The organism is Gordonia sp. Swx-4, from assembly GCF_030316175.1.
Classification (GTDB): domain Bacteria; phylum Actinomycetota; class Actinomycetes; order Mycobacteriales; family Mycobacteriaceae; genus Gordonia; species Gordonia alkanivorans.
The window spans coordinates 5052139-5078173 of sequence record NZ_CP128197.1; the positions used below are offsets into that span (position 1 = coordinate 5052139).

At 66.1% G+C, this 26035-nt stretch carries 24 protein-coding genes; 14 read left to right on the forward strand and 10 right to left on the reverse strand.

Annotation, left to right across the window (positions count from 1 at the left end):
* The first annotated feature begins 188 nt into the window (after window positions 1–188).
* From PWF70_RS22885 to PWF70_RS22930, 10 genes are read left to right on the forward strand one after another with little or no spacing between them, the layout of a single operon-like run.
* A complete protein-coding gene (locus PWF70_RS22885; protein WP_042376006.1) occupies window positions 189–2492 on the forward strand; it encodes a glycerol-3-phosphate 1-O-acyltransferase in 2304 nt (767 codons plus the stop codon).
* Window positions 2489–3976, forward strand: a complete 1488-nt coding sequence (locus PWF70_RS22890) for an HAD-IB family hydrolase (RefSeq protein WP_035754003.1) — start codon at window positions 2489–2491, stop codon at window positions 3974–3976. Before PWF70_RS22885 ends, PWF70_RS22890 begins: the two co-directional genes overlap by 4 nt.
* Window positions 3977–3978: 2 nt before the next feature.
* A complete protein-coding gene (locus PWF70_RS22895; protein ID WP_035754002.1) occupies window positions 3979–5433 on the forward strand; it encodes a wax ester/triacylglycerol synthase domain-containing protein in 1455 nt (484 codons plus the stop codon).
* Between the two features lie 31 nt (window positions 5434–5464).
* Window positions 5465–5665, forward strand: a complete 201-nt coding sequence (locus PWF70_RS22900) for a hypothetical protein (protein ID WP_081724846.1) — start codon at window positions 5465–5467, stop codon at window positions 5663–5665.
* Between the two features lie 55 nt (window positions 5666–5720).
* Window positions 5721–5954: a type II toxin-antitoxin system Phd/YefM family antitoxin gene (locus PWF70_RS22905; protein ID WP_035754052.1), complete on the forward strand. Its 234-nt coding sequence runs from the start codon at window positions 5721–5723 to the stop codon at window positions 5952–5954.
* Complete coding sequence (locus tag PWF70_RS22910) at window positions 5951–6349, forward strand: type II toxin-antitoxin system VapC family toxin (protein ID WP_035754001.1); 399 nt, start codon at window positions 5951–5953, stop codon at window positions 6347–6349. Before PWF70_RS22905 ends, PWF70_RS22910 begins: the two co-directional genes overlap by 4 nt.
* A 40-nt stretch (window positions 6350–6389) precedes the next feature.
* Entirely contained in the window at window positions 6390–7832 is a 1443-nt protein-coding gene (locus PWF70_RS22915) for a DUF3375 domain-containing protein (protein WP_035753999.1), read from the forward strand.
* Window positions 7829–8416, forward strand: a complete 588-nt coding sequence (locus PWF70_RS22920; protein ID WP_035753998.1) for a DUF4194 domain-containing protein — start codon at window positions 7829–7831, stop codon at window positions 8414–8416. The genes PWF70_RS22915 and PWF70_RS22920 overlap by 4 nt, the downstream gene beginning before the upstream one ends.
* Complete coding sequence (locus PWF70_RS22925) at window positions 8413–11811, forward strand: ATP-binding protein (protein WP_042376009.1); 3399 nt, start codon at window positions 8413–8415, stop codon at window positions 11809–11811. Before PWF70_RS22920 ends, PWF70_RS22925 begins: the two co-directional genes overlap by 4 nt.
* The gene (locus PWF70_RS22930; protein ID WP_035753996.1) at window positions 11808–13004 is read left to right on the forward strand and encodes a Wadjet anti-phage system protein JetD domain-containing protein; all 1197 of its coding nucleotides are present in this window, start codon (window positions 11808–11810) and stop codon (window positions 13002–13004) included. The genes PWF70_RS22925 and PWF70_RS22930 overlap by 4 nt, the downstream gene beginning before the upstream one ends.
* A gap of 22 nt (window positions 13005–13026) precedes the next feature.
* Here the strand turns inward: PWF70_RS22930 and PWF70_RS22935 are convergent, their stop codons facing one another.
* Complete coding sequence (locus tag PWF70_RS22935; protein WP_035753995.1) at window positions 13027–14358, reverse strand: DoxX family protein; 1332 nt, start codon at window positions 14356–14358, stop codon at window positions 13027–13029.
* Window positions 14359–14490: 132 nt separating this feature from the next.
* Window positions 14491–15801, reverse strand: coding sequence for an MFS transporter (locus PWF70_RS22940; protein ID WP_035753994.1), 1311 nt, complete (start codon window positions 15799–15801; stop codon window positions 14491–14493).
* Window positions 15802–16054: 253 nt separating this feature from the next.
* Here PWF70_RS22940 and PWF70_RS22945 point away from each other — a divergent pair, with 253 nt between their 5' ends.
* A complete protein-coding gene (locus tag PWF70_RS22945; protein ID WP_035753993.1) occupies window positions 16055–16579 on the forward strand; it encodes a hypothetical protein in 525 nt (174 codons plus the stop codon).
* A 20-nt stretch (window positions 16580–16599) separates the two neighbouring features.
* Here the strand turns inward: PWF70_RS22945 and dnaB are convergent, their stop codons facing one another.
* Window positions 16600–18852, reverse strand: coding sequence for a replicative DNA helicase (gene dnaB, locus PWF70_RS22950; protein WP_035753992.1), 2253 nt, complete (start codon window positions 18850–18852; stop codon window positions 16600–16602).
* Between the two features lie 574 nt (window positions 18853–19426).
* Here dnaB and PWF70_RS22955 point away from each other — a divergent pair.
* Entirely contained in the window at window positions 19427–20092 is a 666-nt protein-coding gene (locus PWF70_RS22955) for a hypothetical protein (RefSeq protein ID WP_035754051.1), read from the forward strand.
* A 70-nt stretch (window positions 20093–20162) separates the two neighbouring features.
* On the opposite strand, the gene rplI is transcribed toward PWF70_RS22955, so the two are convergent.
* From rplI to PWF70_RS22980, 5 genes are all read right to left on the reverse strand, one after another.
* The gene (gene rplI, locus PWF70_RS22960) at window positions 20163–20618 is read right to left on the reverse strand and encodes a 50S ribosomal protein L9 (protein ID WP_006361033.1); all 456 of its coding nucleotides are present in this window, start codon (window positions 20616–20618) and stop codon (window positions 20163–20165) included.
* Between the two features lie 19 nt (window positions 20619–20637).
* Window positions 20638–20895, reverse strand: a complete 258-nt coding sequence (gene rpsR / locus PWF70_RS22965; protein WP_006361034.1) for a 30S ribosomal protein S18 — start codon at window positions 20893–20895, stop codon at window positions 20638–20640.
* A 65-nt stretch (window positions 20896–20960) separates the two neighbouring features.
* Entirely contained in the window at window positions 20961–21485 is a 525-nt protein-coding gene (locus PWF70_RS22970) for a single-stranded DNA-binding protein (protein ID WP_035753991.1), read from the reverse strand.
* A gap of 116 nt (window positions 21486–21601) precedes the next feature.
* On the reverse strand, window positions 21602–21883 hold the full coding sequence (rpsF, locus tag PWF70_RS22975; protein WP_004020660.1) for a 30S ribosomal protein S6: 282 nt from the start codon (window positions 21881–21883) through the stop codon (window positions 21602–21604).
* Window positions 21884–22015: 132 nt separating this feature from the next.
* A complete protein-coding gene (locus tag PWF70_RS22980; protein WP_006361037.1) occupies window positions 22016–22468 on the reverse strand; it encodes a hypothetical protein in 453 nt (150 codons plus the stop codon).
* Window positions 22469–22590: 122 nt separating this feature from the next.
* Between PWF70_RS22980 and PWF70_RS22985 the strand changes: the two genes are divergently transcribed.
* Complete coding sequence (locus PWF70_RS22985; protein ID WP_042376071.1) at window positions 22591–24048, forward strand: glycosyltransferase family protein; 1458 nt, start codon at window positions 22591–22593, stop codon at window positions 24046–24048.
* Between the two features lies 1 nt (window position 24049).
* Window positions 24050–24631, forward strand: a complete 582-nt coding sequence (locus tag PWF70_RS22990; protein WP_035754048.1) for a GNAT family N-acetyltransferase — start codon at window positions 24050–24052, stop codon at window positions 24629–24631.
* Here the strand turns inward: PWF70_RS22990 and PWF70_RS22995 are convergent.
* The gene (locus PWF70_RS22995; protein ID WP_035753990.1) at window positions 24611–25054 is read right to left on the reverse strand and encodes a hypothetical protein; all 444 of its coding nucleotides are present in this window, start codon (window positions 25052–25054) and stop codon (window positions 24611–24613) included. The two genes, PWF70_RS22990 and PWF70_RS22995, sit on opposite strands and share 21 nt — an antisense overlap.
* Before the next feature lie 36 nt (window positions 25055–25090).
* A complete protein-coding gene (locus PWF70_RS23000; protein ID WP_042376015.1) occupies window positions 25091–26032 on the reverse strand; it encodes an 8-oxoguanine DNA glycosylase OGG fold protein in 942 nt (313 codons plus the stop codon).
* Window positions 26033–26035 lie beyond the last annotated feature (3 nt).

Below are 26035 nucleotides of genomic sequence, written 5' to 3' on the forward strand. Positions count from 1 at the left end.
TGCGGGCGGGCGCGGGCTCCACAGAGTGCGCCGTCGCCGAAACCGGCCCCGCCTGATGTGTGCCAAGTCACAATGGGCATGCGGGCCGGCGTCTGCCGGGCGGCGATCGCCGCCTGCGGACAACGGACATGGGGAACACCGCGCCGCGGAGAAGCGCGCCACGGTGTCGACGAGGAGACGTGAGGGTGATGCAGATGTCCGATCCCGTTCTGGTCCTGACCAAGGCCCGCACCTCGTGTGAGATGCGCGCGGTCAACGACTGGGCCGCGAACGCCTACCCGGACGCCGAGGTGCGGCAGGGCGCCGACGTCGATTTCGACGCCCTCTCGCCGAACACGCTCCTCGTGCCCGTACGGCCGGTCTGGCTACCGGCGGCGCGCCAGGGCGAGCGTCGCGTGACCCTCGGCGACGTGCTGGTGCTGTCGAATCCGCGTCGACCGCTCGGCCTCATGCAGCCGATAATCCGCAGACGCCGGCCCGACGCTCTTCGCGTGGTGGCCGGAGAACCGGCGACCATCGCCGAGCTCCGCGAACGGCATGCGCGCGACCAGGCCGAGGGCGAACCCTTCGACCGGTACGTCCGGATCGCGGCGTCGGTCTCGGCCGAACGTGCCGAACGCCAGATCGTCGGCGACCGGTACAAGGTTCCGCGCCTGGTGGCCGAACAGATCAGCAGCTCGGCCAGATTCCAGAGCGGCGCGGCCAAACTCGCCGCCGAACTCGGCCGACCCACCGATGCGGTGGTGTCCGAGGCCACCGACAAACTGTCCGGATTCGTCGCCACGCAGAGCAGGTTGATGGACGACATCTTCTCCGCGACGTTCAACCGTCTCCACGAACGCGCCTGGAACGTCGCCGTCGACGTCGACACCCTGAACTCGCTACGGACGCTGAACAAGTCGACCGGCCTGGTCTTCCTGCCCTCCCACCGTTCCTACGTGGACCCGTTGGTCTTGGCAACGGTCCTGCGCAACAACGACTTCCCGCCGAACCTCGTGCTGGGTGGCAACAATCTGTCGTTCTGGCCGGTGGGTCCGGTCGCCCGGCGCGCGGGGATGATCTTCATCCGGCGCAAGTTCGGGTCGGACCCGGTCTACAAGTTCGCGATGCGTTCCTATCTGGCCTACATCATCGAGAAGCGGTTCAACCTCGAGTGGTACATCGAGGGCGGCCGGAGCCGGACGGGCAAGCTGCGCAAGCCGATGCTCGGACTCCTGAACTACGTCGTCGACGCCGCGGGACAGCTCGACGACGCCGACGTGACGATCGTTCCCACGTCGATCGTCTACGACCAGTTGCAGGAGGTCGGCGCGATCGCCGACGAGGACGCGGGTGGCGTCAAGAAGCCCGAGGGCGTCGGCTGGTTGCTGCGCTACGCCAAGGCCCAACGCAGCTACCTCGGCGAGGCCAGAGTCCGCTTCGGCACCCCGATCTCGCTGCGGGAGACGCTGGAAGAGGTCGGCGAAGGGCCCGCGCAGCTGGAGAAGGTCGCGTTCCGCGTGATGGACGAGATCAACTCTGCCACACCGATCACCGCGACCTCACTCGTCGGCTTCGCAGCGCTCGGTGCACAGGACCGCGCGTACACCCTGCCCGAGATCGAGGCCGTCCTCGCTCCGCTGCTCGACTACATCGACCGCCGTGGCCTACCCGGACCCGATCCCGCGCGCTGCCGCGGCGTCGGACTCGTCCGGACGCTGCGCGTGCTGGCCGGTAACGGCGTGGTCAGCTGTTACGAGGGCGGTTCGGAACAGGTCTGGTCGGTGGTTCCCGAGAACCGGGCCGTCGCAGCGTATTACCGCAACGGCGCGCTGCACCATTTCGTCGACCGCGCGATCGTCGAGATGGGCTTGCTGGCGCTGGCCGAGGGCGAGGTCAAGGCCGGGAGCACCCCCATCCGGAGCAGCCACGTCGGTTCCCCACCGGCACCCGACGAGGCGCTGCTGACCGCCGCACAGCGCGAGGCCCTCCGCATCCGCGACCTCCTCAAGTTCGAGTTCTTCTTCCCACCCAAAACCGAGTTCCTGCATCGGCTCGGCATCGAACTCGACCTCCTCGCTCCTGGCTGGCGGGCGGTCACCCCCACGCAGGAGTGGACCTACGAGGTGTTGCACGGCCACACCGGAGCACTGTTCGCGCGACGCACCCTCCAACCGTTCTTCGACGCCCAGCTGGTGGTCGCGACCAAATTGGTGGAACTGGGCAACACCGCCCAGGAGAAGGATGCGCTGATCGCGGACTGCCTCGGTCTGGGTCGGCAGCTCGCGCTGCAAGCTGTTCTGCGGAGCAAGGATTCGGTGTCCAAGGATCTCTACGACGGCGCCTATCGTCTCGCCGACAACCGCGGCCTGATCCACGGTGAGGACATTGTCGATCTCCGCGTCGCCCGCCAGAACTGGCTCGACGAGGTCGAACTGATGCGGGATCGGCTCGCACGGATCGCGGCCATCGAGGACCTGCAGCCGATCGTCGTCGGGGAGGAGGAGCGGTGAGCGCGTTCACCGACCGGATGCGGGCCATCCGTTCCGCGCCGACGGGCAAGAAGGTGGCCGCGCTCTTCGACTACGACGGCACGCTGATCGAGGGCTTCTCCGCCGCCGCCATCATGCGGGCGCGGTTGCGCAGCATGGAGTTCGGACTCGGCGAGCTCGCCGACTTCCTGGTGATCGGCCTGCGCGGCGTCGTATCGGAGCAGGACTACGCCGAGGTCCTGGCGGCCACGCGGCCCACATTCGCGGGCAAGACCTACGCAGAGCTGATCGCCTTCGGCGAGCACCTGTTCAAGTACGAGACCGCAGCCAAGCTGCGTCCTCAGATGTGGCAGATCCTGCGTGCGCACCGGGAGATGGGGCACACCATCGTGATCGCGTCGTCGGCCACCCGGTTCCAGATCGAGCCGATCGCCCGCGAGATCGGTGCGGACTTCGCGCTCGCCACCGATGTCGAGGTCGTCGACGGCGTCGTCACCGGAAACATCAAAGGCCGACCGCTCTGGGGACCGGGTAAGGCAGCCGCGGTCCGAGAGTTGGCCCGTGCGAACGACATCGACCTCGACGCGTCCTTCGCCTACAGCGACGGCAACGAGGACATCCCCTACTTGGAGTCCGTGGGCAACCCGGCGGCGATCTCGCCCCGCCGAATCCTGCGCGCAGAGGCCGAGTCCCGCGGCTGGCCGATCATCGACCTGAAGAACCCCACCTACAACCGTCTCGGGATGCTGGCCCGGACCGGGGCCTTCTACGGCTCGTTCGTCGCGTCCGCCGCCGTCGGTGCCGCCGCCGGTCTGGTGCGTCGCGACCCGCACGCGCTCGTGGAGGCGCTGCCCACCGGCAACGACGTCGGGTTGTCCCTGGCCGGCGTTCACGTACAGGTGCTCGACGGCGGCGAGTACCTCTTCTCGGACCGGCCGTGCGTCTTCCTGTTCAACCATCAGTCGAAGCTTGACCTCCCGGTCATGATCAGCCTGGTCCGCTCGGATGCGACCGGCGTTGCCAAGAAAGAGGTCCAACGCGTCCCGGTGCTCGGCGAGATCCTGCGTCAGGCGGGGCTCGTCTTCATCGATCGAGCCGACCGTGGCAAGGCCATCGAGCAACTGGCACCGGCGGTGAAAGCGCTGCGCGAAGAAGGGATGTCCCTGGTCGTGTCGCCGGAGGGGACGCGGTCCCCGACGCCGCGGATCGGGAAGTTCAAGAAGGGTCCGTTCCACATCGCCATGCAGGCCGGCGTGCCGATCGTCCCGGTCGTGCTACGAAACACCGGTGAATTGATGTGGCGCGGTGCGCAACTCATTCGCCCGGGTACGGTCGAGGTGATGGTCCTGCCACCCATCGACACCAGCGAGTGGACGGCCGACGAGATCGGCACCCGCGCCGAGGAGGTACGCCAGATGTATGTCACGGCGCTCGCCGACTGGCCGTTGGAGTCATTCGTCGACGATTCGGTGGAATCCCTGCACACACCGTCCGAGGAGAACTGACGATGGCCGACGAGGCTGATCTCACCGAAGGCGTCGACCGTCCCCTGGACTGGGCGAGCGACCCGCACATGAGCTCGGTGGACACCATCATGTGGCGCGGCGACACGGACCGTCGTATGCGCGGCACGATCTGCATGCTGGAGATCTACGACTGCGATCCCGACTGGGACCGCCTGGTCGCCGCCCATGAGTGGGCGAGCCGGATGGCTCCGCGCTTCCGTCAGCGGGTCGTCGATTCCCCCTTCGGGACCGGGACACCCAGCTGGGCAGTCGATCCCGACTTCGACCTGCACTACCACCTGCGCCGGATCCGCCTCGGCGGCGACGGGAGCATACGCGCACTGCTGACCACCTGCGAACAGCTGGCCATGACTGCACTCGACGCGGCACGCCCGCCGTGGGAGGGCTACCTGATCGAAGGGTTGCCCGACGGCAAAGCCGCGTACTTCCTGAAAGCACACCACGCCCTCACCGACGGACTCGGCGCGATCATCGGACTGGCACAACTGCATTCGCCGACCCGGGACCACAATCCGAAGAAGCCACAGCCTCCGAGCCCCGACCCGGTGAACATCACACCGCTCGACCTGATCCAGCGACAGATCGCCGAGGAGGTTCGCCGAATTCCACACCGCCTCGACACCGCGTTCCGCGGGGTCCGCGCGCTGACCAATCCGCGCCAGGCGTTGAGTACCGCTCTGCGCTATGGCCGTTCGGTGCCGCGGGTGGCCGGACTCGTCAGTCCTCCGGGTTCCCCGTTGTTGGCCCACCGCAGTCTGTCGTGGCGGTTCAGCGCGTTCGAGGTGCCGTTCGCCGATCTGAAGGCGGCCGCGACCGCAGCCCGCTCCTCGGTCAACGATGTCTACCTCGCCGGTCTGATCGGCGGATTCCGGCTCTATCACGAGAAGATGGGCTCACCGGTCGAGAGCATCCCGGTCGCGATCCCCATCTCGGTGCGCCGTCCGGAGGATCCCGCCGGCGGCAACCGGATCGCCGTGGGCCGCCTCGCCGGTCCGGTCGGCATCGCCGATCCCTTCGAGCGCGTCCTCACCATCCGCGAGCAGGTCCGACAAGCCCGCCACGAACCGGCGGTCGACATCTTCAACACCCTCGGATCGGTGATGGCCTGGATGCCCGGCACAGTCCTGATGCGGTTCAGCGGCACGACGAGCCAGAACGACCTCCAGGCCAGCAACGTCCCCGGAATCCCCTGGGAGACCTACGTCGCCGGCGCCAAGGTCGAGCGCATGTTCCCCTTCGGCCCGCTCCCCGGTTGCGCCATGATGGCCACGATGATCACCCACAACGGAACCGCCTGCCTCGGAATCAATTCCGACGGAGCCGCGATCACCGACCAGGAGTTGTTCGCCGAGTGCCTGGTCGCCGGGTTCGGTGAGGTGCTGGCACTGGCCGCAGACGACGACGTCACACCCGGCGAATTGAAGCGGGTGGTGTGAGGGCACCACTCACAGACGATGGGGTGCAACGGTGAACACGGTGATGCTGACGCTGGTCCTCGTCGGCGGCGTGGCTGCGACGGTGTGCGCGATCATGTCGGCGTTCACCTATCTGCGTCGCGGACAGGAACCGTTGGTCGCCGACCGTCTCGCCCGCCGATGGCTGATCGCCACCGCGATCTTTGGGATCAGTGCCATCGTGCTGCGGTTCGTGTGGTTGTTGCTGCGCTGAAGGCGCCAAGGCCTTCGGACTGGTTGCACTAGTCAGAATGGGCTTACACTCGGGCATGAAGTACATCAGCAGCACCGAAGCCAAAGCCCGGTTGAACGCCGTCCTGGCCGAAGTCGAACGGACGGGACAGTCGGTCACCATCACGAACCATGGTCGGCCTGTGGCAGTGCTCGCCCCCGCTACGCCGCGGGCGCGCCGGTTCGGACAGTTCCCTGGCATCAGGATTCCCGACAATTTCGATGATCCGCTGCCCGACGACGAGCTCGAGGCCTGGGAACCGAAGCCGTGACCGACATCCTGCTCGACACCAACGCTCTCCTCTGGCTCGTGACCGACCCAGACCGCCTCGCTCCGTCAGCTCTGGACATCCTCGGCGATCCCGCCAACAACCTCTACGTCTCGGCAGCATCGGCCTGGGAAATCGCGATCAAGACCAGGCTGGGCCGCCTGGATGCAGGCCCCCTCTTGTCCTCGTGGAGTGAAACCATTGCGGCGATGGCAGCAATGGATCTACCCATCGACGCGATCGATGGAGTACTTGCCGGACAACTCGCGTGGGACCATCGCGACCCGTTCGACCGCATGATCGTCGCTCAGGCCACTCGCCGGGGGCTGACCATCGCCACCAGCGACAAGGCCATCCGCCGGGGCACACTGGTCCCCGTCATCGACACCCGCCGGTGATCGAGACGACGATGTCCGACGGGTTGCCTACTCTTGGCCCATGGACTTCCACGCGTTCACCGGTTTGTGGGAACGACATCCCGCATGGCGGCTGCTGCGTGCTCACCATTCCCCGCTCATCCTGACGTTCCTCGGGAACTACTTCGTCGAGGGTAACCGGGGTGCGAGTTCGGCCAACGACCTCGCCGCGGCGTTGGACGACCTCCTCTACGACCTGAACACCGCAGCCGCAGCGGAAGACGGACAGGCTCGATTCCCGAAGGAACCTCGTGCGTACCTCGAGGACTGGGCCGCAACGGAGGCGGGCTTTCTCCGTCGCTTCTACCCGCCGGGGGACGACGAAGTCCACTACGAGGTGACGCCGGCCTTCGAGAAGGCATACTCCTGGGTCGTCTCCCTCCAGGGCAGAGCCTTCGTCGGAACCGAGTCGCGGTTGCACACCGTCGTCGAACTGCTCCGGCAGATCGTGCACGGCGTCGAATCCGACCCGGGGGTCCGACTCGCGGAGTTGCGGCGTCGTCGTGCCGAGATCGACGCCGAGATCGACGCCGTCGAGTCCGGCCACATCGCGGTTCTCGACCAGACAGGGGTCCGAGACCGTTACCAGCAGCTGTCGTCGACCGCGCGTGAGCTGCTCTCCGATTTCCGCGAGGTCGAGGACAACTTTCGCCTCCTCGACCGCGCCGCCCGCGAGAAGATCGCCGCCTGGGACGGCCCGAAGGGCGAACTCCTCGCCGAGTTGGTGGGCAGTCGGTCGGAGATCGCCTCGTCCGACCAGGGGCGCAGCTTCCAGTCGTTCTTCGAGTTCCTGCTCTCCGACTCTCGGCAGACCGAACTGTCCGCCCTGCTCGACAAGGTGTCCTCGCTCGACTTCGTGAAAGTCGACCACCGCATCCGCGGCATCCACCACGACTGGTCGGAGGCAGCCGACCGCACCCAGCGCACCGTCCGCCAGATCTCCGAACAACTTCGCCGCTTCCTCGACGACCAGGTGTGGCTCGAGAACCGCCGAGTCTTCGACCTCGTCCGTGCCGTGGAGAGCACCGCGCTCGAGCTCCGCGGCGACACACTGGATTTCGGTCTCGACGTCGACCAGCCCGGGATCGAGATCGCCTTGCCCTTCGAACGGCCGCTCTACCAGCAGCCCGCCTCGGCGACCGTCGAGAGCCACATCGAGCACGCCACCGAGGACCTCGACGCCGAGCTGCTGTTCACCCAAACCTTCGTCGACCAGGCCCGTCTGGCTGCCAACATCCGCGCGATCCTGCCCGAGCGGTCGTCCGCGCTCCTGTCCGATGTGGTCGGCATGTACCCGATCGAGCAGGGCGCAGCCGAGATCGTCGGCTATCTCGCGCTCGACGACGGTGACGTCAGCATCGACATCGACGCCTCCGACGAGACCCTGTTGGAATACCCCGATCCCAACGATCCGGACACCATCCGGCGTGCCCGGCTTCCGAGAGTCACGGTGAGGCGACGATGACCGACGAACGCGCCGTCGCGAGCACCATCATCCGGCTGATGCAGGGCGTGGTCTACCGCGAATCCGACGCGGATGCCTGGGCCACGCTCGAGCGATCCGGGGCCGGCGTACGCGACCATTTCGCCACGATCGGAGTCGACGTCGTCGTCGACGACTCCGAGGGCTACGCCTACCTCCGCTCACGGCCGGAACAAGCAGAACAGGAACCACTTCCGCGGCTGGTCCGACGCCGCGCACTGACCTACAACGTCAGCCTGCTACTGGTACTCCTCCGCAAACGCCTGCTGGAGTTCGAGATCACCGGCGGCGAGGGCCGACTCGTCCTGTCGACCGACCAGATCGTCGAGATGCTGCGCCTGTTCCAGGCCGAGTCGACCAACGAGGCACGCCTCGTCGACCAGGCCGAGAGCACCATCAAGAAGACTGTCGAACTCGGATTCCTGCGCCAACTGCGGGGCCACACCGACCAGTGGGAGGTCCGGCGCATCATCAAGGCCTACATCGACGCGCAGACACTGTCGGATTTCGCGGGCAAGCTCCGCGAGTACGCCGGACGGCCGGCCGATGACGGAGGAAGCCGATGACCGAGGGACTCTTCTCATCGGTCGAACTCGGCGGGCCCGCCCAGGGGGCGGGATTCCGTCTGCAGTACGTCGAGGTCCTCAACTGGGGCACGTTCGATCGACAGGTGTGGCGACTCACCCCTGGCACGGAGACGGCACTGCTCACCGGAGACATCGGATCGGGCAAGTCGACCCTGGTCGACGCGGTCACCACCCTGCTTATGCCCGCCCACAAGATCGCCTACAACAAGGCCGCCGGTGCGGAGGTCAAGGAACGCACACTTCGTTCCTACGTCGAAGGCCACTACAAGTCCGAACGACAGGAATCGACAGGGCGATCCCGCGCGAAAGGCCTCCGGCAGAACCGCAACACCTACTCGGTCATCCTCGGTGTGTTCGGAAACGGCGGCTACGACGAGACCGTGACCCTCGCTCAAGTGTTCCAGCAACGCGACACCGTCGGGCAGCCCTACCGGTTCTATGTGACCGCGACCAAACAACTCACCATCGCCACCGACTTCGCGGACTTCGGTTCCGACCTCCGCGACCTGCGCAAGCGACTCCGGTCCGGCGGTGCCGAGGTGGTCGACGAATTCCCGAAATACTCCACCTCGATGCGACGGCTGCTCGGCATACGGTCCGAGCAAGCGCTCGAACTGCTCCACCAGACGGTGTCGATGAAGTCGGTCGGCAACCTCAACGAGTTCGTGCGCGGACACATGCTCGAACCCAGCGACGCTTCCGAGCGTGTCCGCGACATCATCAGCCACTTCGACGACCTCACCAAGGCGTTCGACGCCGTCAAGCGAGCCCGCGAGCAGCTCGAGGCACTCGAGCCCATCGTCGCCACCAGCCGCAAGTACGACGCCGCACTGGCCGAACGTGATGAGCTGGACCTGCAGCGCGCGGCCGTTCGGCTGTTCATCGCCGAGCACCGTTCCGGATTGCTCGCCGGCGAGATCGTCACGTACACCGCCGAAGGTGAAAGCCTATTACGCCGCCAGGACGAAGCCACCGCACGCCAGCGCGACCTGGCTCGCGAACGCGAGTCGCTCATCGAGGAGCGGGCGCGGGCCGGCGGTGACCGCGTCGGCGAACTCGAACGGCTCGCCGCCGCGGCGCGCGACGATCTGCAGAAACGCCGGCACGGCCGGGCACTGTTCGACGCCACAATCGCCGATGCCGGATTCGATCCGGTGACCTCCGCCGAGCAGTTCAGCGCTCTGCGCGGCCTCATCGACGACGAACGTTCCCGGCTACTGGCGACCAAACGCGCATTGGACACCACGATCGCCGACGCCATCGGACGCGAGAAAGACACGGTCCGACGGGCGGATGCGATCCGCGACGAACTCGACGACCTCCGCAACCGCACCAGCAATCTGCCGCCCGACCAGGTACAACTGCGCGATCAGCTCACCACCGACCTCGGGCTCACCCACACCGATCTTCCTTATGCCGGCGAACTTCTCGATGTCGCCGCGGAGCACGGTGAGTGGCGCGGCGCGGCCGAGCGGGTTCTGCGCGGCTTCGCGCTCTCGCTGTTGGTGCCGCAGCAACACTACGATTCGGTCGCGGAGTGGGTCAACGGCCGACGATTGACCTTTCGAGGCGCCGGCGGCCGGAACGTCGGTGCGCGCCTGGTATATGAGCGCGTGCCGGGGCGACAGATTCCGTTACAGCGCCAGCCTTCCGACGTTCCCGTGCTCGCCGAGTGCCTGGAGATCAAGGACGGGCCCTTCGAGGACTACCTGCGTGCCGAGGTGTTCAAACGAGCCGACCACCGGCGCACGGAGAACATCGCCGAGTTCCGGGCGGCCACGCGCGCCGTCACACGCGAAGGCCAGGTGCGCTCCGGTGGTCGTCATGAGAAGGACGACCGGCACCGCGTCGACGATCCCCGGCGATGGGTCCTCGGCTGGGCCAACGAACGCAAGATCGCCGCGCTGCGTGACGATCTCGATGAGTTCGAGCGTCTGCAGTCGGCCGCCGCCACGGAGATCACCACGATGTCGGAACAGCGAGACGTCGTGCAGAAGCGCAGCGAAGCACTCGCCCGGCTAGAGGGATTCCATTCCTGGACCGAACTCGACGTCGACGAGGCCCGTCATCGCGTCGAGGCGCACGACGCAGAGCGGGCCCGTCTCGAATCGGGTTCCTCACGGCTGCAGGAGATCACGGTGGCGCTGGAACGCAATGCCGAGCACGCCGAGGCCCTCAACGCGACGATCAACGAGCTGACCGGCAAACTGGCAACCACTGCGGCGGCCCGACACCAGGCCGAGCAACTTCGTGCCGGGACCGACGCGTTCATCGCACAGCACGCCGAGGCCGACCTCACGACCGCACGGGCGTCGTATGACGCTCTGGCACAACGCCTCGACGTCATGCCGACCACGGCAGATGACTGCCCCGCGGCGGAATCGACACTCTCGTCCGTGCTGCATCAGCGGATCGAACGACTCACCCGTGAGCTCGGTGGTCACGGCCAGAACCTCGCTCAGTACATGGCCGAGGTCCTGCGACGATGGCCCGACCTGCGCGCCGACATGGACGCCGACGTCGGGTCCCGAGCAGACTTCGTCGCCTTCCGCGAGCGCGTCGCGACCGACGACCTCCCACGTTTCGAGGCCGAGTTCAAGGACCAGCTGAACAAGAACGCCATCCAGGAGCTCGCCGGGTTCAACAACTGGCTCAACCGGCAGGCCGCGTCGATCGACGAGCGCATCGCCCGGATCAACGAGGCGCTGGGCGCGGTGCCGTACAACCCGGGCCGCTGTATCCGGCTGGAGCGAGAAGCCACCACGAATCAGGAAGTGGTGCAGTTCCGATCCGATCTGCGGAACCTGACCAACGACAGCCTTGCGGTCGACGGTGACCAGTACTCGGAGCAGCGGTTCCTGGACGTCAAGCGGATCATCGAACGATTCCGCGGTCGGGACGGGCACGCCGACTCGGACAAGAACTGGACGCGCCGGGTCACCGATGTGCGGAACTGGTTCGTGTTCTCCGCCTCTGAGCGGGACGTGGAGACCGACATCGAGTGGGAGCACTACAGCGATTCCGACGGCAAGTCCGGCGGTCAGAAGGAGAAGCTCGCCTACACGATTCTCGCCGCCTCGCTGGCATATCAGTTCGGTTTGGAATGGGGCGTGCAGAAGTCTCGTGATTTTCGGTTCGCGGTGATCGACGAGGCGTTCGGGCGGGGATCGGACGTGTCCACTCGTTACGCGCTGGACCTGTTCGCCAAGCTCGGGCTGCAGTTGCTGATCGTCACGCCGCTGCAGAAGGTGCATGTGATCGAGCCGTATGTGAAGGCGATCGGCTTCGTGGACAACCCCACCGGCACGTTCTCACGGTTGCAGACGATGACGATCGAGGAGTACCGGTCCCGCCGAGACGGACAGTTGCGGTGAGCGGTCGCTGGACCTCGCCCGACGACATCGTTGCCCGGGTCCGACGCCGGTGGATCGACGGAACCCTGTTGCGCGCGTATGCAAGTGACGGTCTGTTCGAGCCCATCGAGATCCCGCTGCGCGGCCCCACCCCATCGCAGATCGCCGAGGACCTCGGCGCGGCCCGCGAATGGGTGTTCGCACTGGACCGGGGGCGATGCCACGATGGGCACTACACGCTGTGCTGGCAGTCGATCGGTGGACGGCAGGTCGGGCGGAACGAGCTTCCGGTGCGAGCGGTCATCGACTCGTTCGAGCAGGCATGGTCGCTGCTCGGCGTGGCGAGCGACGTCGCACAGTTCGACGATGTAATGCGTCTGTCTGCCGACACGCCGGCGGTGAGCGCCTGGGTCCTCCGGCATCCGCTCCGCGCAGTCGAGCTCAGCTCGGAGTTCCCGCGGTTGATCGCGGCATACGAGTGGCTCGATGCACAACGCGGATCGGGCCGCTACCTACGCGAGATCACCGCCCCCGGCGTCGACACCAAGTTCGCCGAACGCTACCGGTCGGTACTGGCGTCGATGCTCGGTGTGTCCTCGACCGCCGCCGGTTTCCTCGCCGGGCTGGGCTTGCGCGCGAAGCCCGAGTTCGTGCGGTTTCGGCCGTCATCGACGTTGGGATTGCCCGAGCTTCTGACCGAGCTCAGCGTCCGGGCCGACGAACTCGCGCAGGTGGCGTTGAGACCGCGACGTGTCCTCGTCGTCGAGAACGAGATCACCTATCTCAGTGTGGATGTCCCCGAGGACGGCATGGTGTTGTGGGGCAAGGGGTTCGAAGTGGATCGCATCGGCCGGCTCCCATGGCTCACCGATGTTCCGGTCTTGTACTGGGGCGACATCGATACACACGGCTTTGCCATTCTCGACCGACTACGAGCCTGGCTCCCCCAGACCGAGTCGATCCTGATGGATCGCGACACTCTTCTCGCACACCGGGGTCGCTGGGTCACCGAGGATCGTCCGGCGACGTCTGCACTCACCCGGCTCACTCCCGCCGAGCGAGCCCTCTACACCGACCTCGTGGAAGACTCACTCGGCACGCGTGTGCGCCTCGAACAGGAGCGAGTCGCTTGGGAATGGGTTCTCGCACGGTTCTCGTCGACGTCGTTGCGGTGCGCTGAGAGTGCCGGACGAGCCTCGGGCCGGTTCCGCTGATCGAACATGGCGCTGCAGGATCTCACCGGAAGTACGGCTCGTCCTGGACCCAGTTGAATCCCCTGCTCCGCAACGTCATGGCGTCGTGGTCCATCCGGTGCGCGACGATCGTGGTCGGAGTGCCGTCGAGGTCGCCGCTCAACACGAGGGTGTCATCGTCGGGACGATCGATATCGAGGACCGCAGCTGGTTGCTGAAGCCGCAGTGTGCCGTCGGCGATCTCGGCCGGTATCGGAACGAGTGCACCGTTCATCATCTGCAGAGTCGTCGCGCCACCGGTGTCGAACACGAGCCGTTGCCAACGGATTTCGTCGGTCGTGAGTGGCGGCACCGACCTACCGTCGGCGCGAAAGTCCTGGACCGACCAGATGCCGTACAGCTCGGGCTTGGGTGCACCACCGCCGTACTCGTGGTACGCGGTCCAGCTGATCTGGGCCGCTCCGATCGCCACCCAGATGCCCAGGACCACCTGGATTCCCGCCGCCCACCGGTTGAGCTTGTCCTGTGTGAACAGTGCGGGCGGGTTGACGGGATTCGCTGATCGTCCGAATACGAACAGATCCAGGAGGTTTCGCATCTGCGGTGCCAACAGGATGAGCGAGAAGACCACGAGGTGGAACGAGAGGATCTTGACCGGGACGTCGAAGGTCATGTTGAGGATGAACACCTGGACCATCGCGACGAAGCTCACGATCGCGCCGAGCGTGGCTGTGCGCGACCAGAACAGCAGGAGACCGCCGAGTACCTCGACGCTGCCGAGCAGGATCTCGTAGACCGGTGAACTCCCCACCTGCATCCACAGCACCGACGCCGGGCTGAAGTCGCCGTACGGTTCGAGGAGCGTCGCCAGTGGGGGTTGGCCCATCTGCGACGGGATGAGCTTCGCGAATCCGTAGAACAGCATCTGCCCGCCGAGTGCGAGCCGCAGGAACAGCACCGTCCACGACCACAAGCGGATGTATTCTGGCCGTTGACGATCCAGGGCCGACCACAGAGCTGTGGCCACCACCGCGACTACGGCGATCAGGAACAGATAGACCCAGATCGCGGTCTGATCGCCACTCCCCGAGTCCAGATCGAGCACTGCCTCGACCCCGAAGATGTTGCGGCCGAACCACTCCATCACCGGTGCGAGAGCATTCATCTGCCACACGATCATGTTCTCCGGCAGCAGGTTTCCCAGTAGGCCGAAGAACATGAAGGTGATCTGCGCGAAGGTGAGGCAGAACAGTGCCGTGTAGATGAAGGCGAACCGGAACGCCACTTTCCTGGCCGGACCCCAACGACGGATCGGGGTCGAAGGTTCTCTGGTGGGGGCGGCCTCCGCGTCCTGGGCCGTGTCGATCACAGTCATATCGCGAGGCTAAGCCGGCGAAGGTGGCCGCCACATCGGTGAAAGGACCGAGATCACCCCCTACTTCCGGGTGAGTCACCTCCGGGTCATCCGGGGTTGACGACCACATCGATCGAGAGGGTCTGAAGGGTTTCAGGGCTGCTCGGGAACCGGACGGCCGGACTGGCGCGCCCACTGCTCCGGGTCGTCGAGCAGCAGCCGTGCGCGGCCTCTCCGGCGGTACCGCCAGATCTGTATCGCACCGAGTCCCCAGAGCAGGAACTGCGCGGCCATGGCCCAGGTGAATGCCTCGGCCGGATAGCCTTCGACGCCATCCGGGGTGCGCCAGTCCAGGATGAGACCGATCAAGCCGGCGGTGACGAGGGTCGCGAGGAACCCGGCCTGATTGATCAGCCCGGTGGCTGTGCTGGTGCGAGAGGCGGGGTTGGAGGTGCGGCCGAGATCGAAGCCGACCATCGACGCCGGACCACCCATCCCGCAGATGATCACGAGGATGACGAGCAGCCAGAACGGCGCCGGGCCGGGCCACGCCAGCACCACGGCCCAGGCGGTCGCGATACTCGCGATCACCCCGAGAACCAACGTCGAACGGTGCCAAGGTGATCGGGTGATCAGCCAGGCGAATGCCGGGCCGAAGCCCATGATCGCGAGCACCATGATCGTCAACAGAAGACCCGCGGCGCCGGCGCTCAGGCCCTGGCTCTCCACGAAGAAGGGATAGCCCCACAGGAGTCCGAGGACGTTGGCGCTGAAAGGTGTGGAGAAGTGCATCCAGAAACCCAGGCGGGTACCGGGATGTTCCCACGACGCGCTCAGGCTTTGCCGGATACCCGCCCACCCGAGGACCGGACCCGACACCGAGCGCGCCGTCGGCGAATCGCGCACCACCAGCCAGGTGGCCAGCAGCAGAGCGGCGCCCATGGCTGCGGTGGCGAGATACGCGTGCGTCCATCCCAGGGTCGACAGCGCCCACGTCATCGGGATCGCCGCCGCCACCGCACCCAACTGACCCAGCACCCCGGTGAGTTGAGTCATCAACGGGATCCGCTTCGTCGGGAACCAACTGGTGACCAACCGCAGAACGCACACGAACGTCATCGCGTCACCGATGCCGATGAAGAACCGGGACGACAGCGCCCACGGGTAGCTGTCGGCGATAGCGAAACTGACCTGCGCGACGACGAGAATCAGCGTCCCGGTGAGCATCACCCGCCGCGGCCCGAACCGATCGACCAGAAGTCCGACAGGGACCTGCATCAACGCATAGACCAGGATCTGCAGCACGACGAAGGTCGACAGCTGCGACGCGGTGATGTCGAAGCGTTCGGCCGCCAGCAAACCGGCCACGGCCAGCGAGGACCGCTGCAGGACCGCGACGAAGTAGACCGTGAGACCGACCAGCCAGACGACCATGGCCTGGCTCGAGCGCGCGGGTGCGGTCATCGGTCGCCGACGTTCACGCGCGCAGAATTCGTTCGGTCACCTCACCATTGTCGGGGTGCGCGCAACCGGTTTGACCAGGGCCCTGCTCCGCGCGGTACTCCCGGTCCGGAAGCCGCCCGGGTGTACCTGCGGTTGAGGGACGCGCGGACGTTCCTTCCTATGATGATCAGGTATACGCAGGGCATCCGAGCCCGGTACCAGGGCGCGGAAGCAAGGGTTCTCTTGATCCGACCCGTCGAAAAAGAGCAAGGTCATGGATCAACCCAGCACAACATCTGATCGCGAGCTCTCCAAAGAGGTAATCGAGGATCTGAAGTCGAAGGGCTACAACCAAACCCAGATCGCCGAGATGTACGGCGTAACGCGGCAGGCAGTCTCCTGGCATCTGAAGACCTACGGCGGAAAGAAATCGACGCGCCAGCTGATTAACGACTGCTGGCCCTGGGAGACCTCAAAGGGCCACGACAAGGCGATTCCCTACCGGCGACTTCGTGACCACGGGGAGTACATGGCAACCTTCGGTGCCGGTATGAACGCCGACAAACTGGACAGACTTCGCGTGTGGTGGCGAAAACTCGAACGCGAGGCTGTAGTTGTCGAGTTCGACCCGAACATCCCACCCACCAAGGGAATATGCGCTCACGGAGGGTTCGCCTACCGTCAACGCGACGATTCGGACGGCAATCTCCTGATCCGCGTGAACGAATACACGAACCTCACTGATGAGGGAAGGAAAGTCTGGTGCCGGCCCCCGGCTGGTGCACTCGAGACCTCCTGAGAGGGCCGACCTCGCGAAGCCTAACCCCGCGCCATGTCGACGAACCGGCTGAGATGCAGCTGGTGCGCGACGGTGATCGTGGCCGTCGGTCCGTTACGGTGCTTGCCGACGATGATGTCGGCCTCACCCGCGCGCGGGTCGTCGCGCTCGATCGAGTCGGGGCGGTGAAGCAGGATGACCATGTCGGCGTCCTGCTCCAGCGAACCGGACTCACGAAGGTCCGACACCTGCGGCTTCTTGTCGGTACGTTGCTCGGGACCACGGTTCAGCTGGCTGATCGCGATCACCGGCACCTCGAGTTCCTTGGCCAGCAGCTTGAGCTGACGCGAGAACTCCGAGACCTCTTGCTGACGGGACTCGACCTTCTTGCCCGAGGTCATCAACTGCATGTAGTCCACCGCAACGACTTTCAGGTCGTGGCGCTGCTTGAGACGACGCGCTTTGGCGCGGATCTCCATCATCGTGAGGTTCGGCGAGTCGTCGATGAAGAACGGCGCATCCGAGATCTCACCCATTCGGCGGGCCAGACGCGTCCAGTCGTCGTCGCTCATGGTGCCGGCACGCATGTCGGCGAGCTTGACCTTGGCCTCTGCCGAGAGCAGTCGCATGACGATCTCGGTCTTGCTCATTTCGAGCGAGAACATGGCCGCGGTGAGGCCGTGGCCGATCGCCGCCGAGCGCAGAAAGTCCATGGCCAGCGTCGAGTTGTGCGTCGGGACCATCGCCTCGCCGGCGAGGTAGAGGTGCTCGTCGTTGTCGACCTCGACGCAGCGCACCGGCACCGAATCCACCGGACGCACCGCGACGACGCGGCGGACGCCGGCCTTGCGTCGGAGCTCCTTGTGTCGAATTGCCTTGTGGTGGACGGTGAACACGTCCTCGTCGGCGTCGACGCGCAGCCAACCGGTGGCCGAGCGCTTGTAGTTGAAGCCCAGACCGGCGACCAGATCGGCGACGACCGCGGTCATGTGCCGGGTCGCGGCGGGCACCGTGATCCAGCCGTCGTCGTCGACGCTGGCGCGGGCATCGAGCAGACCGGCCAGCAACGACCGACGCTGCGCGATCGAACCGCGCAGGTACTCGTAGGGGATCCGGCCGCCGAGGTCGGCCATCAGCGTCATCACGTCGACGGGCCCCTCGGCGTCGATGCGCATGCTGATCTCGGGATCGTCGAACGCCATCCCCGCCAGCGCCGCGACCGTGTACGGGCCGTAGGCAAAACGCTTGCGCGGCAACTCGAGCGGCGCGGTGTTGCGGATGACCGCACACCCCACGTGCGCACGCAGGCCCGCCGTTGTGACGACCTGGCGCTCACCGTCGATCTCGGCCGCCCACTGGTGCTGCTCGTCGGCGACCAACACCGCGCCGTCGTTGAACTCGACCTCGTAGCAGGGACGTTCGGTCATCACGTCGGTCGCGGCGACCACCTTGGTGGGCCGGCCGTGCGCGTCGAGCAGCTTGTCGCCCACCCCGACCTTGCCCATCGTCGTCCAGCCGGTGGGCGTGGGCAGCGGGGTGTCGAGGGCGAGCGCTTTGCCGACGCCGGGTCGCGCGGCCACGATGATCATCTGGCCCGGGTGGAGACCGTTGGTCAGCTTGTCGAAGTCCGCGAAGCCGGTCGGCACGCCCAACGAGATGCCGCCGCGCGAGGCGATGGAGTCGATCTCGTCCATCGTCGGCTGCAGCAGTTCTTCGAGGGGAAGGTAGTCCTCGGCCTGACGGCGTTCGGTGACCTCGTAGACCTCTGCTTGTGCGCGGTCGACGACCTCGGCCACGTCCTGGCCGTCGTTGCCCGCGTAGCCGTACTGCACGATGCGGGTACCGGCGGTGACCAGACGGCGCAGGATGGCCTTCTCGGCCACGATCTCGGCGTAGTAGCCGGCGTTTGCGGCCGTGGGCACCGTCGAGATCAGCGTGTGCAGATACGGTGCGCCACCGATGCGTTTGAGTTCGCCCGACCGCTCGAGTTCTGCGGCGACGGTGACCGCATCGGCGGGTTCACCCTTGGAGTAGAGGCTAAGGATCGCCTCGAACACCGCCTGGTGAGCGGGCCGATAGAAGTCGGCCGTCCGGATCTTCTCGACGACGTCGGCGACCGCGTCTTTGGACAGCAACATGCCGCCGAGCACGGATTGCTCGGCAGCGAGATCCTGTGGGGGTTGCCTACCGAAGTCCTCGGTGGGCGGTGCATCGTCCGCACCTCGACCCCGACCTCGTTCTTTATCCCGATCGCCGGCGGCAGGACCGTGCCCGCGGTCATCCACAACAGCCACGTGTGTCTAACCTCTCGCATACGCTCGATCCGCTCGCCCTGACGAGTGAATCGACCTCTGTGGTGTCGGCCCCGGCAGGCCACCTCGCGAGTCTCCGGTGTCGACGTACTGCTCTGTCTCTTGCTCTGTCCGTCTCTTCCTATCGGGACGCTCCGACAACGACTGCCGCCGAGCGTGCGAAAACAGGACTGAGACCTGAGCCGTGACACTAAGACCTCCGACACGACGACTCAAACCGGGCTGTTGATGAATCTGGGGAGGACTTGTGGACGACGTGTGAATGAGCGGGGGAGCGATTGTGCACCCGTTGTGGACAACCTGAGGAATTCGGGTGTGAACAACTCTGTTTGCCCAGGTCAGAACACCTATTAATTTCCACAATCAAGAAACTGAAAATCCTTCGACACTCTTCGGCGCGTCGTCAGTTGGGCGTGTTGCGACCGACTGTTCAAGTACGTGTGGCAAACAATTTGGTGAATTTCCCGAGTGATCTACGTAACAGCTAGTCACGACAGTGATCAGTCGTATGACTTATCGCTGGATCGACGACGACGACCCGAATCCGTGTGATGCAATGTCGATCGTGTCGAGGTTGGGGTTGGGAACCGGGGTCATCCGTCGAACGGTCGGGGTGGTGGCCGCGCTGACGGTTGCGACCGGGATCGCGTTGGGTGCGCCGCCGGCGCACGCCGCGCCCGGTCCCACGATGCCCGTCGAATTCGACCTGGCGCGTTACCAGCCGGTCGACCCGACGACCTTCCGCTCGCTCGCCTACGGGGACAACGGGCGTTCGTTCTTCACCACCGGCCGCTGGATGTGCCAGATCGGGCAGGCCTACCGCTACGTGGGCTGTCAGGGCCGTCCCGCGACCGCCCCGCCCACCGCGACGGGCGCCGCCATCACGGCGGACCAGCAGGGCCCGTGGTGGGTCAACAGAGACCAGACGTACCGCTTCGGTTCGAAGACCGGGTTCCGGCCGCCGGTTCTGGGCGTCGGCAAGCGCGTCACCATCGCCGGGGTCACGTGCACCGTGCCGCGGCGCGACGTCGTCGCCTGCCGCACCGGCGAACGGGCGCTGATCTTCACCCCCGCGTGGCACAAGTTCTTCTTCCCGTCCTGGGACACCCTCGGACCGGGCAACAACGCCGTCGCGCACAGCGCAAACCCGGCGCCGCGATACCTGCCTCCACGGCTGCAGTATTGGAATCAGTTGCCCGCCAACCCGCCTGCGCCGAAGTAGGGCGGCCGCACATACGACAAGGCCGGGTGGAATCTCTTCCACCCGGCCTTGTTTCGTGTGATGCGGTGCGTCAGCCTGCGGCGACGACGGCGAGCTGCACGGTTGCCGAGACCTGCGGGTGCAGGGTGACGGTGACCGGGTAGCTACCGGTGGCCTTGATGTGGCCCTTGGGCAGCACGACGGTGCGCTTGTCCACGACGGGGCCGCCGGCGGTCTTGATGGCACCGGCGACGTCAGCCGCGGTGACCGAACCGAACAGCTTGCCCGAGTCGTGGGTCTTGACGTCCAGCGAGACTGCGTCGAGGCCCTCGAGGGCCTGCTTCAGCTCGTTGGCGTGCTCGAGACCGCGAACCTCGCGGGCCTCCTGCGCACGGCGTATGCCCTCGACCTGCTTCTCGGCGCCGCGGGTGGCCTTGATGGCCAGGCCGCGGGGCAGCAGGTAGTTGCGGCCGTAGCCGTCCTTGACCACGACGATGTCGCCGGCTTCGCCGAGGTTCTCCACGGCGGCGGTGAGGATGAGCTTCATGTCAACTGATCCTTTCCGCTTATCGGCTGGTCGAGGTGAAGGGCAGCAGGGCCACCTCACGCGAGTTCTTGACAGCCACAGCGACGTCGCGCTGGTGCTGCACGCAGTTACCGGTCACGCGACGCGAGCGGATCTTGCCACGGTCGGACAGGAAACGGCGCAGAAGCGCGGTGTCCTTGTAGTCGATGTCGGCCTTCTTGTCCTTGCAGAAGCTGCACGCCTTGGTCTTGGTGACCTTTTCGACGCGAGGCTTCCGGCTGGGCTTCGCCTTTGCCATGTGTGTATTGCTCCAGTCAATGCTTCTTCGGGATCACTCACATGTGAGTGTCGTCCCGTGAGATATCAGAAAGGTGGTTCGTCGTCCCCGCCACCGAACGATCCGCCGCTGCTGGCAGGCGCGCTGCCCCAGGGATCGTCGGCGACCTGCTGGTTCGATCCGCCGCCGCGGCTACCGCCGCCGCCACCGGATCCGAATCCGCCGCCACCACCGCCGCCGCCGCCGCGCGAGGCGCGGTTGACCTTGGCGGTGGCATAACGCAGCGAGGGGCCGATCTCGTCGACCTCGAGTTCCACGACCGTGCGTCGTTCGCCTTCTTTGGTTTCGTAGGACCGCTGCTTGAGCCGTCCCTGCACGATCACCCGGGAACCCTTGGTCAGGCTTTCGGTCACGTTCTCCGCGGCGTCGCGCCAGATGTTGCAGCGGAGGAACAGCGCTTCGCCGTCCTTCCACTCATTGGTCTGACGGTCGAACGTGCGCGGGGTGGAAGCCACCGTGAAGTTGGCAACCGCTGCACCGGACGGCGTGAACCGCAGTTCCGGGTCGGCGGTGAGATTGCCGATGACGGTGATGACCGTGTCGCCTGCCATGTGTGTTTCCCCTTGGGTCGTAGGTGGGCACTCGCTGATCGACATGCACCGGGATTTTCTGGGTCAACCCTAGAACCCGGTACCGACGTCTTCAGACGTTCAAGAAACCCTGTGGATTACTTCCGCAGGACCTTGGTGCGCAGAACCGACTCGTTCAGCTTCAGCTGACGGTCGAGCTCGGTGACCGTGGCGGGCTCGGCATTGAGATCGATGACGGCGTAGATGCCCTCGTTGTGCTTCAGGATCTCGTAAGCGAGGCGGCGCTTGCCCCAGATGTCGACACCATCCACCGAACCGCCATCCTTGCGGACAACATTGAGGAAAGTATCGAGTGAGGGTGCGACGGTGCGCTCGTCCAGATTCGGATCGAGGATGACCATCAATTCGTAGTGACGCATAAGACCACATCACCTCCTATGGGCTAGGTCGGCCACGGACTGTCCGTGGCAGGAGGGTCGCCTGCGTCGGCAACCGGTCCAAGATACATGACCAGGACGTTCTCCCGGAAATCCGAGGTCGTGAGCACCGGTTCAGCGGCTGGTGACGACCTCGATGCGGTAGTTCAGCTCGAGGGTCGCGACGCCGTAGCCGTGGATGTGCGCCTGGGTCTGCAGCCACCGGCCCTCGCCACCACGGGGATCGTCGACCACGGTCGTCTCCGCCCAGGTGGGCCCGATCCCGATCGCCGCCGGCCCGGGGTTGCTCACGTACTGCCGCACGCCGAGCTCGGTGTGGATCGCCTGCGGGTCGCGGCGGTGATCGAGGCTGTCGGGGAGGAAGAACGAGATCGACGTGACGTCGGTGAGGCGGATCATCCCGCGGAACTCCCGGTTGTGATCGAGAGAGACGACGCCCTGGTAGCGCCACACCCGCACCGGCAGTTCGCGTCCCGCGGTGCCGTCGTGCCCGATTCCGGTCGCCAGGGTCGCCTCGACGCTGTAGCGCGGCCCCGGGACGATGCCTGCGACGGTCAGCACGTTCATCGACCCAGGGTAAGTCGGAGAGACACCGGTGGCCGTTGATCGACGATCGGGTCGGTTCGGCGTTCGCGGCTCGTCACACCTCAGGGAACACGATCCAGACGCGACGACCTACTCTGTTGGCCATGTCGGAGCCGCGGATCAGTACGCCTCGGCGGATCCCGTGGTTGTCCGGACGCGGTGAGACCGCGGTCATCGTGCTGGTCTCGCTACTGGCCACCGCGGCGACGATGTTCTGGAGCTTCCAGGCGAAGGCCCGCTGCGGCGGGGCGCCGTTCGACGCCGAGGGCCGCAGCGCCAACTGGCCCTCCGGCGATCCCGGCGGCCTCATCCCCTGCTACTCGGACCTGATGTACCTGTGGCTCGGCCGCGACATCAACAACCACGTGTTCCCCTACATTCACGGTGGGATCGCCGGGGACGGCACCCTGTTCGGCGGCGTGGTCGAGTACCCGGTGTTGTCCGGCCTGCTCATGTACGTCGGGGCCATCGGCGCCGACACCGACACCGCGTTCTTCACCCAGTCCGCATTGTTGTTGGCGCCGTTCGGTTTCGCGATCACCGTGATGCTGGCGCTGATGGTCCGCTGGTGGGCGCTGTTGTGGGCGGCCACTCCCCCGCTGGTCCTGTACTCCTTCCACAATTGGGAGTTGCCGGTGGTCGCGACCGCGGTCGCCGCGATCGCCGTGATGGCGTGGGGCGGTTCGATCGATCCCGCCACCGACCGACGGAGACTCCCGCTGCGCGCCTGTGCCGTGGTGGCGGCCGTCCTGCTGGCCATCGGCTTCTGCCTCAAGCTCTATCCCGGGATCTTCGTGCTGCCGCTGGCCGCCTATGTCCTGACCGGGGACGCCGCTCGTCTGGGACAAGCGGGGCGTCGCGGCCTCGACTGGGTCGGTGCCGCATGGGTGGCCGGCGCCGCGGTGGTGACCGTCGTCGCGATCCAGTTGCCGTTCATGGTCCTCGGATTCGACGGCTGGAAGGCGGCATTGACCTTCCAGGGGCGGCGGCGAGCCGACGTCGACACCAACTCCATCTGGTACTGGGGTCTGCGCTATCTCACCGGAACGACAGACACCTACCACTCCGTCGTCGGAGTGGCGTCGCCGGTGCTGATCCTCGTCAGCTTCGCCGTGGCCATGTACCTGGGGTGGCGCCGCTACGAGCGGATCGGGGTCTTCCCCTGGATCGGCGTGAGCGGGGCGATGCTCGCCGGGTTCATGCTGTTCCACAAAGTGCACTCACCGCAGTACACGCTCTGGATTCTCCCGTTCTTCGTGCTCATGCGAGTCCGCTGGCAGGTGATCGCCGTCTACCTGCTCACCGACATCGCCCTCGACCTCACGATCTTCCGCCTGTTCCCCATCCGCGACGCCGGCGATCCCCTGCCCTGGTGGGTGCTCACCGGAGTCGCCGGCTCGGTGTGGGTGCACGCGGTGTTGCTCGTCTACCTGATCGGTACGCTCGCCCGCACACCGCTGCGGGAACCGCTCGCGTCGAAGACGATCCGCGACACGGGACCGCGTGATCTCCCCGGAAATCCCGCGACTCGACCCGCTGCACCGGCCGCGGATCGAGCCTGACGTGAGTTCCTGGTTGGGCACTGGCCCGCTCGTCGGCGAGCGGGTCACCCTGCGGCCGTTGACCGTCCACGACGCTCCGGCGCTCGCCCGCGTGGTCGGGGATCCGGCCCGGTTCCGCTGGTCTCCTGGTGTACCGGTCGACCTCACCTCCGCCCAACGTTTCATCGATGCCGCCAACGTCGGCCCAGACGCACGCGTTGCGTTCGCGGTCGTCGACAACGTAGACGGCGAGATCGTCGGGTCGACGAGCTTCTACGAGATCGACCACACCCACCGGAGTGCCTGCATCGGGTACACGTTCTACGCCGAACGCGTGCAGGGGACGACGGTCAACCCAACCGCGAAGTACCTGTTGCTGCGGCACGCCTTCGAGGACTGCGGCGCTGTACGAGTCACCTGGCACACCCACGAGCACAATGCGCAGTCCCGCGCCGCCATCGAGAAGCTCGGCGCCCGATTCGAGGGTTTGCTCCGCAAACACCGGCGGTTCGGCGGCGGCTGGCGCACGACCGCGCTCTACTCGATGACCGATGATGACTGGCCGGTCGCCAAAGACATACTGCTACAGCGGATGTCCACCTGATCCGGGTTCTCTGCCCTCAGGCTCCTTGGTGTGGTCGGGGTGACCGTGCGTCCGTCGGTCCTCTTTCATCCGCGCCTCGTGGAGGTGTGCGATTCCGTCCGTCAGCTCGGTCCGTGCCCGATCGACGTGGTCGCGCAGCGGTTGCCAGTAGGTGGAGTCGAACTCCTCGACGACCTGGAATGTCCAGCGGCCGTTGACGACATTGCGTCCGACCATCTCGGTGGCGAGGGCGTCAGCGATGTCGGTGTGCCCGTCCTCGCGCAGTGCGTCCACGGCCTCGCCGAGCAGCAGGTCTGCATGCCCGATGAGCTGATGGAAACTGTAGAGGTGGCCACGGGCGCGCTCGACGTACTCGAGCGCCTCCCCCACCTTGCCGACCGCCTCCGCGGTGCTGTCCGGGATGTTCTCGCCACGCTCAGCCATGTCCAGGCCATACCCACGGCAAGCACGCCTCAACCCTCAGAATCGTCGACCGAGATAGCTGCCGTAGACGTGGTCCTCGTCGAATCCGTTGTTGATCTCACTGACCTCGCCATTGAGCGCCTGGCTGATCTTGCGACCGAGGTCCCTGAATTCGTGTTGCGCCTCAGCGGATCTCGGCGCCAATGCGGACAGAGTGCACAACCAGCGGTGGACGACGCGCAGATCGTCGGTGGACAGCGGGCCGCGCACCCAGTTCGCCTTCTCCCACGTCTGACGCTCCCAGGCCTGCCATGGGTGGTCCCATCCGGTCGGGGGCGAGATCGCGAACAGGCCGCGCACGATGACGTCGTTGCGATCGACCCCGGCTTCCGTGCGCCAGCGATCCACGATCCGCGAGTAGGCGACGTAGTCGGCGGCGGTCCAGACGCCGTCGCGCAGACCCTTCCACCCGGCACGTCGCAGCGACCGGCCGACCTTTGCCTCGAGCACCGGACTCGGGTGTTTCGGGTCGCCGGCACCCGCGAAGTACAGAAACCAGGTGAACCCGCCCGGGCCAAGCCGATCGATGGTGTTGCCGCCCTTGTCCGGTCGCAGCATCGCGTACGCCGCGCCCGGGTCGTCTCGACTGGCCAGGGCGGCCTCCTGGAGCAACCTTCCGAGGCGTTTGCGGTCCGCGGCCACGGCGGCGATCCGCTTCTTGCCGTCGGAGTTCTGCCGGCCCAGGCAGAACGCGACGACATTCCACAGCAGCGCGATCGCATCTTCCGGGGATTCGCCGGCGACCGCACCGAGAGCGAACAACTCCTGTCGGCCGATTCGACTGCCGTGCAACGTGTTCGGCATCTCGAACTCGGCCAGCGTGTCGATCCACCACTGTTGGTCGACCAGCACGGAATCGGACAGGAGCTCGGCCGTACGGTCGCCCTCGGCGAGCCAGTCGGCGAGGTCGTCGGGGAGTGCGAGTTGCGAGGGATTCATGAT

Coding starts and splice junctions, on each gene's coding strand:
- rpsF (WP_004020660.1), bottom strand. CDS start 21,883: ATGCGTCACTACGAATTGATGGTCATCCTCGATCCGAATCTGGACGAG.
- PWF70_RS22885 (WP_042376006.1), top strand. CDS start 189: ATGCAGATGTCCGATCCCGTTCTGGTCCTGACCAAGGCCCGCACCTCG.
- PWF70_RS22940 (WP_035753994.1), bottom strand. CDS start 15,801: ATGACCGCACCCGCGCGCTCGAGCCAGGCCATGGTCGTCTGGCTGGTC.
- PWF70_RS22955 (WP_035754051.1), top strand. CDS start 19,427: ATGTCGATCGTGTCGAGGTTGGGGTTGGGAACCGGGGTCATCCGTCGA.
- rpsR (WP_006361034.1), bottom strand. CDS start 20,895: ATGGCAAAGGCGAAGCCCAGCCGGAAGCCTCGCGTCGAAAAGGTCACC.
- PWF70_RS22980 (WP_006361037.1), bottom strand. CDS start 22,468: ATGAACGTGCTGACCGTCGCAGGCATCGTCCCGGGGCCGCGCTACAGC.
- PWF70_RS22985 (WP_042376071.1), top strand. CDS start 22,591: ATGTCGGAGCCGCGGATCAGTACGCCTCGGCGGATCCCGTGGTTGTCC.
- PWF70_RS22905 (WP_035754052.1), top strand. CDS start 5,721: ATGAAGTACATCAGCAGCACCGAAGCCAAAGCCCGGTTGAACGCCGTC.
- rplI (WP_006361033.1), bottom strand. CDS start 20,618: ATGAAGCTCATCCTCACCGCCGCCGTGGAGAACCTCGGCGAAGCCGGC.
- PWF70_RS22895 (WP_035754002.1), top strand. CDS start 3,979: ATGGCCGACGAGGCTGATCTCACCGAAGGCGTCGACCGTCCCCTGGAC.
- PWF70_RS23000 (WP_042376015.1), bottom strand. CDS start 26,032: ATGAATCCCTCGCAACTCGCACTCCCCGACGACCTCGCCGACTGGCTC.
- PWF70_RS22920 (WP_035753998.1), top strand. CDS start 7,829: ATGACCGACGAACGCGCCGTCGCGAGCACCATCATCCGGCTGATGCAG.
- PWF70_RS22915 (WP_035753999.1), top strand. CDS start 6,390: ATGGACTTCCACGCGTTCACCGGTTTGTGGGAACGACATCCCGCATGG.
- PWF70_RS22945 (WP_035753993.1), top strand. CDS start 16,055: ATGGATCAACCCAGCACAACATCTGATCGCGAGCTCTCCAAAGAGGTA.
- PWF70_RS22925 (WP_042376009.1), top strand. CDS start 8,413: ATGACCGAGGGACTCTTCTCATCGGTCGAACTCGGCGGGCCCGCCCAG.
- PWF70_RS22935 (WP_035753995.1), bottom strand. CDS start 14,358: ATGACTGTGATCGACACGGCCCAGGACGCGGAGGCCGCCCCCACCAGA.
- PWF70_RS22970 (WP_035753991.1), bottom strand. CDS start 21,485: ATGGCAGGCGACACGGTCATCACCGTCATCGGCAATCTCACCGCCGAC.
- PWF70_RS22995 (WP_035753990.1), bottom strand. CDS start 25,054: ATGGCTGAGCGTGGCGAGAACATCCCGGACAGCACCGCGGAGGCGGTC.